This window comes from Actinomycetospora sp., from assembly GCF_036497585.1.
GTDB lineage: Bacteria > Actinomycetota > Actinomycetes > Mycobacteriales > Pseudonocardiaceae > Actinomycetospora.
Genome location: NZ_DASXJD010000049.1, coordinates 39861 through 55425, shown reverse-complemented (window position 1 = coordinate 55425; position 15565 = coordinate 39861). Strand labels below are relative to the sequence as shown.

14 protein-coding genes are annotated in these 15565 nt (G+C 75.2%); 1 reads left to right on the top strand and 13 read right to left on the bottom strand.

The genetic code is table 11. The annotated features are described in order from the left end of the window. The 9 genes from VGH76_RS05045 to VGH76_RS05005 all read right to left on the bottom strand — a co-directional run bounded on the left by VGH76_RS05045 (position 1) and on the right by VGH76_RS05005 (position 10090). Positions 1 to 438 carry a VOC family protein gene (locus VGH76_RS05045; RefSeq protein ID WP_331555520.1) on the bottom strand — a complete coding sequence of 146 codons (438 nt, stop codon included), beginning with the start codon at positions 436 to 438 and terminating at the stop codon, positions 1 to 3. Between the two features lie 21 nt (positions 439 to 459). Then, positions 460 to 1734, bottom strand: coding sequence for a DUF6986 family protein (locus VGH76_RS05040; protein WP_331555519.1), 1275 nt, complete (start codon positions 1732 to 1734; stop codon positions 460 to 462). Next, on the bottom strand, positions 1731 to 3080 hold the full coding sequence (locus VGH76_RS05035) for an 8-oxoguanine deaminase (protein ID WP_414637670.1): 1350 nt from the start codon (positions 3078 to 3080) through the stop codon (positions 1731 to 1733). Before VGH76_RS05035 ends, VGH76_RS05040 begins: the two co-directional genes overlap by 4 nt. Positions 3081 to 3166: 86 nt before the next feature. Further along, positions 3167 to 4660 carry an allantoicase gene (alc, locus tag VGH76_RS05030; RefSeq protein WP_331555517.1) on the bottom strand — a complete coding sequence of 498 codons (1494 nt, stop codon included), beginning with the start codon at positions 4658 to 4660 and terminating at the stop codon, positions 3167 to 3169. Continuing rightward, the gene (allB, locus tag VGH76_RS05025) at positions 4657 to 6042 is read right to left on the bottom strand and encodes an allantoinase AllB (RefSeq protein WP_331555516.1); all 1386 of its coding nucleotides are present in this window, start codon (positions 6040 to 6042) and stop codon (positions 4657 to 4659) included. Before allB ends, alc begins: the two co-directional genes overlap by 4 nt. Before the next feature lie 40 nt (positions 6043 to 6082). Then, on the bottom strand, positions 6083 to 6979 hold the full coding sequence (gene pucL, locus VGH76_RS05020) for a factor-independent urate hydroxylase (protein ID WP_331555515.1): 897 nt from the start codon (positions 6977 to 6979) through the stop codon (positions 6083 to 6085). A gap of 6 nt (positions 6980 to 6985) precedes the next feature. Next, a complete protein-coding gene (gene uraH, locus VGH76_RS05015; RefSeq protein ID WP_331555514.1) occupies positions 6986 to 7333 on the bottom strand; it encodes a hydroxyisourate hydrolase in 348 nt (115 codons plus the stop codon). Between the two features lie 98 nt (positions 7334 to 7431). Further along, positions 7432 to 8742 (bottom strand): AI-2E family transporter, encoded by a 1311-nt coding sequence (locus tag VGH76_RS05010; protein WP_331555513.1) that lies wholly within the window; start codon positions 8740 to 8742, stop codon positions 7432 to 7434. Positions 8743 to 8872: 130 nt separating this feature from the next. Continuing rightward, positions 8873 to 10090 (bottom strand): NADP-dependent isocitrate dehydrogenase, encoded by a 1218-nt coding sequence (locus VGH76_RS05005; RefSeq protein WP_331555512.1) that lies wholly within the window; start codon positions 10088 to 10090, stop codon positions 8873 to 8875. A gap of 306 nt (positions 10091 to 10396) precedes the next feature. On the opposite strand from VGH76_RS05005, the gene VGH76_RS05000 reads away from it, so the two are divergent. Continuing rightward, a complete protein-coding gene (locus VGH76_RS05000; RefSeq protein ID WP_331555511.1) occupies positions 10397 to 11788 on the top strand; it encodes an AarF/ABC1/UbiB kinase family protein in 1392 nt (463 codons plus the stop codon). Here VGH76_RS05000 and VGH76_RS04995 read toward each other — a convergent pair. From VGH76_RS04995 to VGH76_RS04980, 4 genes are read right to left on the bottom strand one after another with little or no spacing between them, the layout of a single operon-like run. Next, complete coding sequence (locus tag VGH76_RS04995) at positions 11760 to 12239, bottom strand: DUF3017 domain-containing protein (RefSeq protein ID WP_331555510.1); 480 nt, start codon at positions 12237 to 12239, stop codon at positions 11760 to 11762. The two genes, VGH76_RS05000 and VGH76_RS04995, sit on opposite strands and share 29 nt — an antisense overlap. Before the next feature lie 4 nt (positions 12240 to 12243). Next, positions 12244 to 13104, bottom strand: coding sequence for a bifunctional methylenetetrahydrofolate dehydrogenase/methenyltetrahydrofolate cyclohydrolase (locus tag VGH76_RS04990; RefSeq protein WP_331555509.1), 861 nt, complete (start codon positions 13102 to 13104; stop codon positions 12244 to 12246). An 8-nt stretch (positions 13105 to 13112) separates the two neighbouring features. After that, the gene (locus VGH76_RS04985) at positions 13113 to 15023 is read right to left on the bottom strand and encodes an NAD-binding protein (RefSeq protein WP_331555508.1); all 1911 of its coding nucleotides are present in this window, start codon (positions 15021 to 15023) and stop codon (positions 13113 to 13115) included. Continuing rightward, a complete protein-coding gene (locus VGH76_RS04980; RefSeq protein ID WP_331555507.1) occupies positions 15013 to 15459 on the bottom strand; it encodes a hypothetical protein in 447 nt (148 codons plus the stop codon). The genes VGH76_RS04985 and VGH76_RS04980 overlap by 11 nt, the downstream gene beginning before the upstream one ends. Positions 15460 to 15565: the final 106 nt, after the last annotated feature.

Sequence of the window (15565 nt, the reverse complement as noted above, 5' to 3'; positions counted from 1 at the left end):
CTAGTCCAGGCAGAACTCGTTGCCCTCGGGGTCGGCCATGACGATGTTGCCGCCGATCAGCGGTGGGTCCGGCTCGACCCGCAGCAGCCGGGTCGCCCCGAGGGCCGTGAGCCGGTCGCACTCCGCCTCGAGCGCCGCCATCCGCTCGCCACCGGTCAGCCCGGGGGCGGCCCGCACGTCGAGGTGCACCCGGTTCTTGGCCGTCTTGCCCTCCGGCACGCGCTGGAAGAACAGCCGGGGACCCTCGCCGTCGGGGTCGGTCGCCGCGGAGGCGTCATCGTGGCGCTCGGGCGGGACGCCCCACGCCGTCAGCGCCTCCGGCCAGGTGGCGAACCCCGGGGGCGGGGGCTGCACCTGGTAGCCGAGGACCTCCGCCCAGAACGCGGCCAACCGGCCGGGCGCCGCGGCGTCGAACGTGACCTGCACCTCGCGTGCCATACCGGACATCCTGCCCGCCGGTCAGGGCCCGGCCGGCGACCCGGCCTCGTCGTCGTCGATCGCGCCGCACGCGAGCCCGCGGCGCAGGAACCCGACCAGCGCACGCTCGGTGGCGGGCTCGTCGAGCACCCCGTCCGACGTCCCGCGCCGGTAGGCCCGCAGGCGGCCGACCACGGCGTCGAGACCCTCGCGATGGAAGGCGACGACGACGGCGAGGCGGGCCGGGACCATCGCCGGGTGCATGTCCCAGCCCTGGGTGATGCCGAGCTCGAGGGCGCGGCGCACGGTCCGGGCCTGGACGCGCCAGGCGGCGAACACGGCGTCGCGGTCGCCCACGGCGAGGATCGCCGAGGACCCGTCGCACACGGGGACACCGGCCGCGGCGCCGGCGAGCGCCATGAGGTGCTTGGCGTGCTCGGCGGCGGGGTGGTCGGCGCGCTGCTGGTCGGGGGCGACGCCGAGGGCGGCCGAGTAGTCGTACGTGCCGAAGTGCAGGCCGGCGGCGCGGGCCCCGGCGGCGGCGACGAGCTCGTCGACCCGCTGCGCGCCGCGGGCGGTCTCGATCTGGAGCTCGACCGGCAGCGGACCGATCCCGTGGTGGGCCTCGAGCGCGGCGCAGCCCTCGACGAAGGCCGCGACCTGCTCCGGGGCGGAGATCTTGGGGAGGGTGACGCGGAGCCGGGTCGGGTCGCCGTGGGCGTCGAGGAACGCGGCGGTGAACAGCGCGAGGGAGCGCAGGCCCCGACGACGGGTGGCGCGTTCCATCGACTTGAGGCGCGGGCCGGCGCGGCGGGGTGCCCGGGGGCCGCTCAGGATCGTGGCGGTCGCCTCGCCGGCCGTGACCGCGTGCTCGTCCTCCTCGGCGCCGTCGCGGTGGCCGTAGCCGTCCTCGAGGTCGGCACGCAGGTCGGCGACGGGCTGCCGGTCGAGCACGGCCCGGACACGCGGGAGGGCTTCGGCCAGGGCGGCCGGGTCGAGGCCGAGGACGGCGGGCAGCTCGGCGTCGTCGGCGAAGCGCTCGAGGACGGCGACGGCCTCGTCGCCCCAGTCGGTGGCGGTGGTCGCGGTGACGCGGTCGGCCGGGACGTAGCAGACGTCGACCGGCTCGGGGTCGCGGGCGGCCGCGCGAGCCCGGGCGGCCTCGTCGGCGTCGAGGGCGGCGTCGGTGACGGCGAGGCGGGTGTCGAGGGCGTCGAGAAGGCCGTCGGACAGGCCCGGCGCGCCGTGGGTGAACGACCCCGTCCTGGCGTCAGAGGAAGGGGAGCACGCCGACAGGGTGCCGTTGCTGTCACTCACCCGGCCAGCCCCCGCACCCGGGTCGCGACCTCCCGGTGCCGGACCAGGACGTCGTCGAGACCCGGCGCGGTGACCACGCCGTCGCGCACCACCGGCCGTCCCGCCACCACGGTGTGCCGCGCGACCGTCGGCCCGCACCGCAGCCACGCCGAGACCGGGTCGGCGAGCGCCCCGGCGAACGCCGGTCCGGTCTGCGGCCACACCGCGAGGTCGGCGACCGCGCCCGGGCTCAGCTGCCCGATCTCGCCGTCCCGGCCGAGGCAGCGGGCCCCGTCGCGGGTGGCCATCGTGAGGACCTGCCGCGCCGAGGTGGCCTTCGGCCCACCGCGCAGCCGCCCGAGCAGCATCGCGTGCCGGGACTCGACCCACAGCGAGGCCATGTCGTTCGACGACGACCCGTCGCAGCCCAGCCCCACCGGCACGCCCGCCGCGCGCAGGTCGGTCACCGGGCAGATGCGGGTGTTCCCCAGCACCGAGTTCGACGACGGGCAGTGCGCCACCCCGACGCCGGCCGCGCCGAGCCGGGCGATCTCGGCGTCGTCGGGGAAGACGCAGTGCGCCACCCAGGCCCGGTCGGTGAGCCACCCGACCTCGTCGAACTGGTCCACCGGCCGGCGCCCGAACGTCTCGAGGCAGTAGGTGTCCTCGTCGGCGTCCTCGGCGAGGTGGGTGTGCAGCCGGACGTCGAGGCGCTCGGCCAGCTCCGCGGTGGCGCGCATCAGGTCCGGGGACACGCTGAACGGCGAGCAGGGGGCGAGCGCGACGCGGACCATCGCGCCGAGCGAGGGGTCGTGGAACGCGGCGACCAGCCGCTCCGAGTCGGCGAGCACCTCGTCGTCGTCCTGCACCACGGAGTCCGGCGGCAGCCCGCCGTCCTTGACCGAGCGCGTCATCGAGCCCCGTGTGGGGTGGAAGCGCATCCCCACCTCACCGGCCGCCCGGATCTCGGCGGCCCACAGGTCCCCGGCGCCCCGGGGGGCGACGTAGAGGTGGTCGGTCGAGGTCGTGGTGCCGGACAGCGCGAGCTCCGCGAGCCCGACCCACGCCGAGAGGTACGCGCCCTCCTCGTCCAGCCGGGCCCACACCGGGTAGAGGCCGGTCAGCCACTCGAAGAGCGTCCCGTCGGGATACAGCCCGCGGGTGAGGTTCTGGTAGAGGTGGTGGTGGGTGTTGATCAGACCCGGGGTGACGAGGCAGCCGGTCGCGTCGAGGACCTCGGTCGCGTCCGGTTCCGGGCCGGTACCCACCTCGGCGATCACCCCGTCGCGGATCGCCACCCACCCGCCGGGGAGCTCGGTGCCGGCGTCGTCGCAGGTGGCCACCAGGGTCGCGCCCCGGACGAGCAGGTCGGCACGGCTGAGCGGCGCCGTTCTCGCATCAGAGGAAGGGGAGCACGCCGATAGAGTGCCGTTGCTGGCATCGGGAGACGGGGTCACGGCGTCCACAACCCCTCGATCCGCAGTGCCGTGATCTCCGCGAGCTGGGCCCGCACGACCTCCGCCTCAATCTCGGGATCGTGACGCAGCCGGTCCTCGAGCAGGGCGAGCAGCTCCTCGCCCGACCGGCCGGCCGCACGGACCAGGTAGACGTGCCCGAAGCGCTCCTCGTAGGCCCGGTTGCCCTCGGTCAGCGCGCGCAGCCCGGCCTCGTCGAGCCCCGCGACGCCCGCCTGCTCCCGGGCGCCGGGCCCGCCCTCCGGCGCGCCGACGCGGGCGTGCCCGGCGAGCGCCGCGGCCAGCCCCTTCTCGTCGAGCGCGAGGATGCCCGCGGTCGCGGCGGCGACCAGCGCGTCGAGGTCGGCGTAGGGCCGCCCGGCGACGACCGCGGCCGCCCAGTCCGGCGCACTGCAGCACCCCAGCAGCACCTGCTCGGCCACCACCGAGGGCATCGCGTGGAAGCGCCGCAGCCCCGCGGCCGCCGCGGCCTCGGGGGTCGGGCGCCCGAAGAGCCGCAGCCGCGCGAACCCGCCGTCGGGACGGACCTCCACCCGGACCCGGTCGACGACCAGGCCGTCGTCGAGGCCGTCCGGGACGCCGAACCAGTGCTCGGCGTCGGGCTGCACCGGGGTCTCGGGCAGCAGCTCGACCTCGCCCAGGCCACCCGCGCCGGGCCCGCCCAGACCGACCAGCCGCACCGTCCCCGGCGCGTTGCCGACGAAGTGCGTCGTGTCGACGACCACCTGGTGCACCCGGCCGGCGACGCCGAGCGCCACGTCCACCCAGTCGAACCCGCCCTCCCGACGACGACGGGTCTCCCAGCCATCGCCCATGTGGCCCGCGGTCCCGGGGAGCAGGAGGTTCTCCGGCGGCGAGTAGTGGCGGTTCGAGGCGTCCAGGACGCGCCCGCCCGCCGCGAGCGAGGCGAGGTCGACCCCGATGCCGCGCCAGCGCCGCACGTCGGGCAGGACCTCGCCGAGGACCCGCAGCCGCGCGACCCCGCCGTCGGGATGGATCCGCAGCCGCACGTGGGTGGCCGCGCGCGGGTGCTCCACCTCCACCGTGTGCGCCGTGTCGCCCTGCAGCGGCGTGCCGCAGAGCGGCTCCCACGGCCCGTCGACGACCTCGGCGGGCGAGGGGTGCCCCTCGATCCAGCGGACGTCGACCTCGGCCGAGACCGGGTGGTTGCCGTCGAAGAACGCGGTGTCGACGACGACGCGGTGCACGATCCCCGGCAGCCCGAGCCGGATCACCGCCCAGTCGTCGCCCGCCGGGTCCATCGGCCCCGGACCGTCGGGGACCGCCCGACGACGCCGGGTCTCCCACCCGTCGTAGATCTGGCCCTTGTGCCCGAAGGTGTGCGCCGCGTGGGTCGGGGCGGCGGTGGTGACGAGGTTCTCCTTCTCCGCGAAGGTCTCGTCGCTGGCGGCCACCACCCCGCCGCCCGCCGCACGCACGGCGAGATCGACCCACGCCCCGGACCCGCTCACGCGTTCCCCTTCCGTTCCGGGGCGAGCAGCCGCCCGCTCGGTGAGTCCGTTCCGCCCCGCTCGGTCCCGTGCAGCCACACCCGCCGCACCGCGCCGCGCAGGGCGAGCCCGGCGTACGGGGTGACGGGGTGGCGGTGGTGCAGCGCGGCCGGGTCCACCTCGGCGATCTCGTCGGGCGCGAACGCCACCAGGTCGGCGACGCGGCCGGCCGCGATCGCGCCCTTGGCCCCGGGTCCGCGGTCCAGGCCGGCGAGCGCGGCCGGGGCCGCGGCCATCCAGCCGACGAGGTCGTCGAGGGTGTGGCCCCGCGCGTGCGCCCCCGACCACACGACCCGCAGCGCGACCTCGAGCGAGGACACCCCACCCCATGCCTGCCCGAACCCGCCGTCCTTGAGCTCGGGCGGGCAGGGCGAGTGGTCGGAGACGACGGCCTGCAGCCGGCCCGCCGCGAGCGCGCCCCACAGCAGCTCGCGGTTGGACTCCGAGCGGACCGGCGGGCAGCACTTGCCCGCGGTGCTGGTCATCGTCTCGGAGGCCAGGGCGAGGTAGTGCGGGCAGGTCTCGCCGGTCAACCGGAGCCCGGCCGCCCGGGCCGCGCCGATCTCCTCGGCGGCCTCGAACGCGGAGACGTGCAGGACATGGACGTGGGCGCCGGTCCGAGCGGCGATCCCGGCGAGCCGCAGCACCGCCGTGGTCTCCGCGCCGGGCGGGCGGGAAGCGAGGAAGGAGCGGTAGTCCTCGCCTGCGGGCGGGGCCTCGCCGAGCACCCCGTCGTCCTCGGCGTGCACCACCAGCGGCACGTCGAGCTCGGCGCACGTGCGGGCGGCGAGCCCGAGGTCGTCGTGCGAGACGGGCGGGAACTCCGGCACCCCGGAGCCGGTGAGGAAGCACTTGAACCCGCAGACGCCGGCGTCGACGAGCGCGGCCATCCGGTCGGGGTCGACGGCGCCCGCGGCGTCCGGAACGCCGTCGCACAGCGGCACCGCGCCGCCCCAGAACGCCACGTCGACGGCGACCTGGTGGCGAGCCGCGTCGCGCTTGGTGATCAGCGCGTCGACGTCGACGGTCGGCGGGATCGAGTTGAGCGGCATGTCGACGAGCGTGGTGATCCCGCCCGCGGCGGCCGCCGCGGTCGCCGTCGCGAACCCCTCCCAGTCGGTGCGGCCGGGCTCGTCGACGTGGACGTGGCTGTCGACCAGCCCCGGGAGCAGCACCTCGTCGGCGGCGAGGTCGACGACGACGGCACCGTCCGGCGCCGGCGCCCCGTGGTCGAGGACGTCGGTGATCCGGCCGTCGGCGACGACGACGGCGGCCGGAGCGGTCCCGGTGGGCAGCACCGCGCGGCGGGCGCGGACGACGAGGGTCTGGCGATCGGGCTCCATCGCCTGGCGAGACTAGCCGTCCCGGATCCGGGGCCGGCGCTCAGCAGAACCCCGTGATCCCGGCCCAGGCGGCGTCGTCGGCGGGCAGGTCGTCGCGGGTGACGGCCGCCTCGATGAGTCCATAGGGGCGGTCGGCGGCGTACCAGACCTCGTTCGGGTTCTCGAGGCCCCAGGGCGAGAGGTCGACGAGGAAGTGGTGCTTGTTCGGCATCGAGAACCGGATCTCGGCGATCTCCGGATGGGCCTCCAGCACGCCCTGGCCCATCGCGTAGAGGGTCTGCTGCAGCGAGTAGCTGTGGGTGCCGGCGAAGCGATCGAGCAGGATCTGGCGCACCGAGGCGAACGACTTGTCCCAGTCGACGTCCGAGCTCGTGTACCGCCACCGCGACGACACCGCCGTGGCGAGGATGCGGTCGGTCGTCTCGACCAGCGAGGTGTACTCGACCTCCGGGAAGCCCCAGAACTCGCTGCCGGTGCTCTTGAGGACGACGAGGTCGGTCAGGCCCGAGATCACGGTCTCGTCCTCGCCGCGTTTGGTGACGACGACGGTGCGGATCTCGGTGCCCGACCGGACGAAGGCGTGATCGTGCGGGTCGGAGTCGGACGTCTCGATCCGGCCCCAGCCGTACTGCTCGATCTCCTGCCGGGCCCCGATGACCTGGTCGTACTTGTCGACGAAGTTGCGCGCCATCCGCAGCGCGAACTCCTCGATCGTCGTGATGCCCCCGGTGCGCGCCAGCGCGTACACGGTGTTCTTCTGCGTGTCGGTGGCGATGACCGCGGCGTTGGAGCCGGTCAGGTGCGTCTCGGTGAAGTCGCCGAACAGCTGGCTGGTGACGTTGACGTCGGTGATGACGTGCCGCGGCGTCGAGCGGTCCACGTGGACCAGCCGCACCTCGGCCTTGCCGTACTGGTTGGTGCCCAGGACGATGCCCACTCGCGATCAGCTCCCCAGGTAGGTCGTGTGCGAGAACGGCCCGGCCAGGACGGGCAGGTGATAGTGGCTCCGCCGGCCGTCGAGCCGGACGTGCACCGTGATCCGGGGGTGGAAGACGGTGCCGTGCGTCCGGGCGACGTAGTGCTCGACGTCGAAGGTCAGCGTCACGTCCCCGGGCGGGATCGGCTCGTCGTTGAGCCGCGCGACCCGGCCGTCGGCGTCGGTGGTCCCGCGTCCGAGCACGGCCTGGTCCGCGGCGCGCACCAGCACGACCGGGACGCCGTCGGCGGGCCTCCCGGTCGCGATGTCGAGCACGTGGGTCGACAGCCGCTCGACGGACTCGCTCTCGGGCAACGGGATCGGTGCTCCTTCCGGCGGGCCGGCCGTGGTCGCGACCGAGTGAAGGCCAGCGATGTTGCCCCGTCGTGAACACCTCCGTCACCCGGGGAGGTTCACTCGTTCGTCGCAGCGCTCCCGGTGGATGCCACGCCGTTCGGTGCCGACCCGTCGTCGGGGGCCTCGATGCCGTCCGGACCGGCCTCGCCGTCGGCGCGGCCGTTGCGCCGGCTCCGCACCTTGCGCAGGATCGACCAGCGGCCGGCCCCCTGTTTCGAGGGCGCCGGCGGCGCGGTGTCGGACGGGTGCTCCTCGTCCGAGCGGGCCCGGGCGTCGATCTGCTCGTTGATGTAGCGCGCGATCTCCGCGGTGACCGCGACGACGGGGACGGCGAGGAACGCCCCGACGATGCCCGCGACGCTCCCGCCGCCGGTCACCGCGAGGATGATGACCGCGGCGTGCAGGCCCAGGCCCCGGCCCTGGACCAGCGGCTGGAGCAGGTTCCCCTCGATCTGCTGCACGGCGAGGATGAGGACCAGCACGATGAGGGCCGTGGTGAAGCCCTTGGACACCAGGGCGATGAGCATCGAGAGCGCGCCGGCCGTGAGCGCCCCGACGATCGGGATGAACGCGCCGAAGAAGGTCAGCACGGCCAGCGGCAGCGCGAGCGGCACGCCGATGATCACCAGGCCGACGCCGATGCACAGCGCGTCGATGAAGCCGACGATCGCCTGGGAGCGGATGAACCCCCCGAGGCGGTCCCACGCGCGGGCCCCGACCTCCGCCAGGTGCTCCCCCGCCCCGGCTCCGACCTGGCGGCGCAACCAGGGCAGGAACCGGTAGCCGTCCTTGACGAACAGGAACGCGAGGACGAGCGCGAGGACGGCGTCGATGACGCCGTTCGCGATCGTCGTGAGCCCGGTGAGCACCGTGCCCGCGATGGAGGTCGCGGAGCTCTGCAACTGGTTGACCGCGCCCTGGATGACCCCGCCGATCTGGCTCTGCCCGAGACCGAAGGTCGACGAGACCCAACGCTCGACGTCGGAGAGGCCCGCCGTGGTGCCCGCCGCGAGCTGCGGGACCTGCGCGACGACCTGCGGCGCGATCACCGCGATCACCCCGCCGACGATCGCCAGGGCCCCGAGGACGACGATCAGCGCCGCGAGCAGCGGCGGCACGCGGTGCAGCCGCATCCAGGTCGCCGGCGGCTCCAGGACGGTCGCGATGATCAGGCCGAGGAGCACCGGCAGCACGATCGACCACAGCTGGCCGATCACGACGCCGATGAGCGACAGGCCCAGCGCGGCGAGGATGAGGCGCAGGCTCCAGCGGGCGGTCCAGGACAGCCCGTCCCCGATCAGCCGGCCCCGGCTCTCCCGCCGGGCAGGCGGGGACCCACGGCCACCCCCGGCGTTCGGCTGCGTCACGTCGTCATCCCTCCGGACCGAGCCCCGGGCGCGGTCGCTCGGAGGATGCCCTGTCGTACCCACAAGCGCACGAAGGGCACCCCCGGATTCTCCTCCGGGGATGCCCTTCGCCGCGGTGTCGGCCGGGAGGTCAGTCGGCCATCGCCTTCTGCAGGCCCTCGTCGAGCGCGTCGAGGAAGTCCTGGGTGTTGAGGTAGGGCGCGTCCTTGCCGATCAGCAGCGCGAGGTCCTTGGTCATCTTGCCGTCCTCGACGGTCTGGACGCAGACCTTCTCGATCTTCTCGGCGAAGTCGACGAGCGCGTCGTTGCCATCGAGGCGCCCGCGCTGGGCCAGACCCCGCGACCACGCGAAGATCGACGCGATCGGGTTGGTCGAGGTCTCCTTGCCCTGTTGGTGCTGGCGGAAGTGCCGGGTCACCGTGCCGTGGGCGGCCTCGGCCTCGACCGTGCCGTCGGGGGTCATGAGCACCGAGGTCATCAGGCCCAGCGAGCCGAAGCCCTGCGCGACGACGTCGGACTCGACGTCGCCGTCGTAGTTCTTGCAGGCCCAGACGTAGCCGCCCTCCCACTTGAGGGCCGCGGCGACCATGTCGTCGATGAGGCGGTGCTCGTAGGTGAGCCCCGCCTTCTCGAAGTCGGCCTTGTACTCGGACTCGAAGACCTCCTCGAAGGTGTCGCGGAACATGCCGTCGTACGCCTTGAGGATGGTGTTCTTCGTCGACAGGTAGACCGGGAAGTTCCGGTCCAGGCCGTAGCGCAGCGAGGCGCGGGCGAAGTCGCGGATCGAGTTCTTGAAGTTGTACATGCCCAGCGCGACGCCCCCCTCCTCGGGGAACTTCGCGACCTGGAACTCCATCGGCTCGCCCTCGCCGTCGGGCGTGTAGCTGATGGTGACGGTGCCCGGGCCGGGCACCTTGAAGTCCTGCGCGAGGTACTGGTCACCGTGGGCGTGACGGCCGACGACGATCGGCCGGGTCCAGTGCGGGACGTAGCGCGGAATGTTGGAACAGACGATCGGCTCACGGAAGATCGTGCCGCCGAGGATGTTGCGGATCGTGCCGTTGGGCGAGCGGTACATCCGCTTGAGGTCGAATTCCTCGACCCGCGCCTCGTCCGGGGTGATCGTCGCGCACTTGACGCCCACGCCGTACTTCTTGATGGCGTTCGCGGCGTCGACCGTGACCTGGTCGTCGGTCTCGTCACGGTGCTCGATCCCGAGGTCGTAGTACTCGAGGTCGATGTCGAGGTACGGGTGGATCAGCTTGTCCTTGATGAACTGCCAGATGATCCGGGTCATCTCGTCACCGTCGAGCTCGACGACGGTGCCCTCCACCTTGATCTTCGCCACGTCTGCGGGCTCTCCTCTCGCGCCGGGTGACGGCGCCGCACGGATGTCCGGGGGCGTCGCCGGGGCTTCCCGAGGGTGCCCGTGCGCTCCCACTGGGGACGCACGCTATCAACGCCGATCGGTTGGCGACGGTCCACAGGGCGTCGCCCGGGTCACCGGTCCGGGGGCGTCCGCGGGTGCCGGCGGCCCTCGCGCGGTCGGTCGCGACGTCCCGGGGACCGCAGGCCCGTTCGGCGCACGGTGCTCTGGCACCCTGAGCAGCCACTGCGGCCACCTGCCGCGCTCGGCGGAGAGGTGGTCGACGCCGTGATCGACGACGGACGCGGGGACGTGACTCGGCGCGTGGTCGGCGGTACGGCCCGCCGGGGCGGTCGCCTGGCCGCGCTGCCGCTGGGTGCGGCGGGCCGCTCGCTCGCCGGCTGGGGCCGCCGCGCCCTCGGCGGCGACCCCGAGGCGCTCGGCCGTGAGGCCCTGGCGCGCAACGCCGAGCAGGTCTTCGCCGTGCTCGGCGAGCTCAAGGGCGGGGCGATGAAGCTCGGCCAGACCCTCGCGGTGTTCGAGACGATGATGCCCGCGGAGGTCGCCGAGCCCTACCGCGAGGCCCTCACCCGGCTGCAGACCACCGCCGAGCCGATGCCCGCCGCGACCGTGCACCGCGTCCTCGCCGAGCAGCTCGGGCGGGGCTGGCGCTCGCGGTTCGCCGCGTTCGACGACGAGCCCGCCGGCGTCGCGAGCCTCGGGCAGGTTCACCGCGCGGTGTGGAGCGGCGGCCGGGGGCGGGACGACCGCGAGGTCGCGGTGAAGGTGCAGCACCCCGGCGCGGACGTGGCGCTGCGCTCCGACCTGGCCCTCCTGCGCCGCACGTCCTGGGTGCTGGCGCGGCTCATGCCCGGACTCGACGCCCGGGCCCTGCTCGACGAGATCGCCGACCGGACCGCCGCGGAGCTCGACTACCGCCGGGAGGCCGACCACCAGCGCGCCCACGCCGCCGCGCTCGCGGGCGACCCCGAGGTGTGCGTCCCGGCCGTCGTGGCCTCCTCACCCCGGGTCCTCGTCTCGGAGTGGCTCGACGGGGTCCCGCTCTCGGCGTGGAGCATCCGGCCGGCGACGACCGCGGCGGAGCAGGCCGAGCGGGACCGGGTGGCCGGGGCCCTGGTGGAGCTGCTCTTCTCCAGCCCGGCCCGGGTCGGGCTGCTGCACGCCGACCCCCACCCGGGCAACGTGCTCGTGCTCCGCGACGGCCGCGTCGGGCTCGTCGACTTCGGCGCGGTGGCCGAGCTCCCGGACGGGGTGCCGGCCGTGCTGGGCCGGCTGATGCGGATGCTCGCCGACGACGACCCGGGGGTCACCGCGGCCGCCCGGGCGGCCGGGTTCCTCACCGGGGACACCGGGGACGAGGACCTTGGCGCCTGGGTCGGCGGGATGGCGGACCCGCTGAGGGACGAGACGTTCCATTTCACCGAGGCGTGGATGCGCCGCCAGGGCCACCGGGTGGTGTCGCCGTTCGGGGCCGCGCACCGCGGCACCGGCCGCTCGCTCGACCTGCCGGCCCGCTGGATGTCGCTGCTGCGCGTGACGGGCGGCTGGATGAGCGTGCTCGCCCGCCTCGACGTGACGGTGCCGGTGCGCGGGTGCGCCGAGGCGTGGGTGGCGGGGTTCGCCGACCCCGTCATCGACTCGCCAGCGGTCCCCCGGTGATCGTGAGGGACACGAGGATGACGACGAGCCCGAACGCGGTGTAGGTCGCGACGTCCACCCGGCGCGGGCGGACGGCGAGCAGCCCGGCGGTGCGGTCGGGCAGGGCGGCGCGCAGGACCGCCGCGAGCAGCAGCGCGAGGCCGAGCTCCGTCGTGCCCTCGCGCCAGTGCTGCAGCCCGATCCGGACGAAGGCGATCGCCACGACCACGAGGACCGCGGTGAGCGCGGCCTGCGCCCGGACCCGGCGGCCGAGCGCGCGCACGTAGTGGGCGGTGGTCCGCGGCGGGCGCGCGTGGCGGCCGGCGCCGGGGCGACCGCCGTCGCCCTCGGGGAGGACCGTGGTCGGGAGCGACCCGGTGCTCGTCGCCGGCCCCTCCGCCCGGTCGCCGCCGGGGAGCCCGTGCTCGGCCGCGGCCGGCTCGGCGGGGGCGCCGCGGTCGTCGTCGCTCACGCGGTCACGCCCCGCTGCCGAGCAGCGCCTCCGCGCGCTCGACCACGTTGGTGAGCAGCATCGCCCGCGTCATCGGCCCGACACCGCCGGGGTTGGGCGCGACGTGCCCCGCGACCTCGCGCACGTCCTCGGCGACGTCGCCGAGGATGCCGTGGGGACCGCGGGAGACGCCGACGTCGAGGACGGCGGCACCGGGCCGGACCATGTCGGCGGTGATGATGCCGGGCACGCCGGCGGCCGCCACGACGATGTCCGCGGCCCGCACCTCGGCCGCCAGGTCCCGCGTCCCGGTGTGGCAGAGGGTCACAGTCGCGTTCTCGGTGCGGCGGGTGAGCAGCAGACCCAGCGGCCGCCCGACCGTGATGCCGCGGCCGAGCACCGTGACCTTCGCGCCGTCGAGCGGCACGTCGTAGCGGCGCAGCAGCTCGACGATGCCCCGCGGGGTGCAGGGCAGCGGCGCGGGCTCGTTGAGGACCAGGCGCCCGAGGTTGGTCGGGTGCAGCCCGTCGGCGTCCTTGTCGGGGTCGACGCGCTCGAGCACCGCGTTGGCGTCGAGCCCCTTCGGCAGCGGCAGCTGGACGATGTAGCCGGTGCAGGCCGGGTCGGCGTTGAGCTCGTCGACGGCGGCCTCGACGTCGGCCTGGGTGGCGTCGGCCGGCAGGTCCCGGCGGATCGAGGTGATCCCGACCTTGGCGCAGTCGCGGTGCTTCGCGCGGACGTAGGACTGCGAGCCCGGGTCCTCCCCCACCAGGACGGTCCCCAGCCCCGGGGTGCGGCCCGCCGCGGCGAGCTTCGCGACCCGCTCGGAGAGCTCGCCGATGATGGTCGCCAGGGTCGCCTTGCCGTCCAGGATCGTCGCGGTCACGGCGCCCATCATCGCGCGCCGGGCGCGCTGGTGTCCCGGGTGCTCGTCGCCGCGCCCGCGCGCGAGCGGGCCAGCACCTCGAGCAGCTCCTCGTCGGGGCCCACGAGGAACGCCTCGTCCCCGGCGGCGAAGCGGGTGTCGCGGCGCGGTGGGTGCTCCAGCGGCGCCCGGCCGTGGAGGTCGACGGCCCGCCGGAGCGCCACCACCCGGGTCCGCAGCGACAGGTCGCGCATCGCGAGCCCGTCGAGGCCGCTGCCGGCGCCCACCCGCAGCCGACCGAGCAGGAACGCCTGGCCGTGCACCGGGAAGGTGCCCAGCACGTCGAGCCCGAGGGCGGCGCCGACGAACCACGGGGCCGCGAGCTCGACGATCGAGCGCACCGATCCGAAGCCGAACCGGTGCGCGACCGTGCGGGCGAGCTCCCGGTCGAAGAGCCGGAGCACCACCGGGACCTCCCCGCGGCGCTCCCCCAGCAGGTCGCGCACCGCGAGGCCGGTCTCGATGTTGGCCATGTCGTCGCTGGTGGTCACCGCGACGGCGGCCGCCCGCCCGATCCGCGCGTCGCGGAGCGGGGTCGCCGTGGTCGCGTCGCCGAACACGACCGGGACCCCGAGGGCGCGCGCCCGGGGCAGGTGACGGTTGGCCGGGTCGGACTCCACGACGACGACCTCACACCCGCGCCCGTGCAGCGCCTCGACCACCGACACCCCCACGGCGCCCAGCCCGACGATCACGACGTGCCCCACGTACGGCGATGCCGCGCGCCGGCCGGCCGTGGCCGAGAGCCGGCGGCTGATGAGCATGTCGGTGAAGAACGCGATGGGGATCGCGGTCGTCACGACGCCCGCGAGCATGAGGAACACCGCCCAGAGGCGCAGCCACACCGCCTGGTCGGCGAAGCTGTAGTCCCCGAAGCCGACGGTGGCGACCGACTCCACGGTGAAGTAGAGGGCGTCGACCAGCCCGAGCCCGTGCCCGTCGGGATACCGGTAGCCGAGCCTGATCACCGTCGTCGAGACCACCAGCAGCGCGACGAGCGCGGCGATCGCCCAGCGCAGCCCGCGGTCGGACTCCCGGCCGAGCGCGAGGAGCGCCCCGGCCGCACGGGGCAGGATCCCGGCCCGGCCGTGGACGGCGTCGGGGTCGTGGCCGCCGCCGCGCCGGGTGGTCGGGCCGCGCCGCGGTGCCGCGGCGGGCGCGGTCTCCACCCCGATCTCGGCCAGATCCTCGTCGGTCCCCAGCACGGTGACCCGGTCGCCGGCCGCGACCCGGTGGTCGCGGCTGGGGCACAGCGTGGTCGTCTCGGGATCCGTGGTGACGGCGAGCGGGGCGAGGTCGCCGTAGAGGGCGCGCAGGGTCGCGGGGGCCCGCGCGGTCGTGGCCGCGGCGACGAAGCGGGTCCCGGCGACGTCGAGCGCGTGCACCGGGCTGCGCAGGCACGCCTCGACGAGGGCCGGGGTCACCAGGGCGGCGACGTCGAGTACCGCCCCGGGCCCCGGGTCGGCGGCGACGGCGCGCCCGATCGCCGCGTTGCCCAGCGAGGTCACGACGCGGACGTCGGGGCGGCGCTCGCGGACGTGCAGGGCGACGTGGAGGTTGCGCAGCTCGCCCTCGTCACCGGCCATCACGCACACCACGGCGCGGGCCGTGCCGAGCCCCGCGGCGTCGAGGCTGCCCGGCACCGTCGGGTCGGTCTCGATCAGCGGAACGCCCCAGGTCTCGAGGACGTGGGCGCCCCGGGCGTGCCCGCGGTCGTCGTCGACGACCACCACCGGCTCGCCCCGGTGGTGCAGCTTCTCCACGATCCGCAGCCCGAGGCCGCCCAGCCCGCAGACGACGACGTGGCCCTCGAGCGCCGGCCGCGCGGCCGCCCGTCCGTCCTCGGCGGCCCCGGGACGGGCGACGACGTCAGGGCGCACGACGCACGAGCACGGCGTCGGCGCCGGCGACCGCACCGGCGTAGACCGCGTGCTGGACGAGGCTGACGGTGAGCAGGCGGGGTCCCCAGCGCCAGGGCACCGGGGTGTCGCCGAGCACGGGGAAGAGACCCAGGGCCATGACCTCGCAGCCGACGAAGAAGACCACGCCCGCCGCCGGCTCGCCTCCGAGGCGGTGGCGCAGCTCCGCGTGCACCGCCCCGACGGCGGAACCGTATCCCCAGTGCACCAGCCAGAACAGCGTCCGCCGGCCGCGCGTGCTGCGCGGCGCCCACCCGACGACCCGGCGCAGGACCGTCGACGCGGCCACCACGACGTGGTCGGAGTCGTCGTAGTCCAGGAGCTCGGTGATCTCCTCGGGCCTCATGCCGCGCCGGCGGGCGTACACCTCGCGGTAGGCGCGACCGGTCGCCGACATCGCGGCGGTCCCGGCCGCTCCGGCGATCACCCCGGTTACAGCTCGACGAATCACCCGGACGGCCCTGTCCGATCGGAGGGTTGGTCGCGGCGCGAGGGGGAGCCGG

Bases quoted from the DNA above. Each gene is read 5' to 3' on its own strand.
- VGH76_RS04980 (WP_331555507.1), bottom strand. From the start codon at position 15,459: ATGTCGGCGACCGGTCGCGCCTACCGCGAGGTGTACGCCCGCCGGCGC.
- VGH76_RS05045 (WP_331555520.1), bottom strand. From the start codon at position 438: ATGGCACGCGAGGTGCAGGTCACGTTCGACGCCGCGGCGCCCGGCCGG.
- allB (WP_331555516.1), bottom strand. From the start codon at position 6,042: ATGGAGCCCGATCGCCAGACCCTCGTCGTCCGCGCCCGCCGCGCGGTG.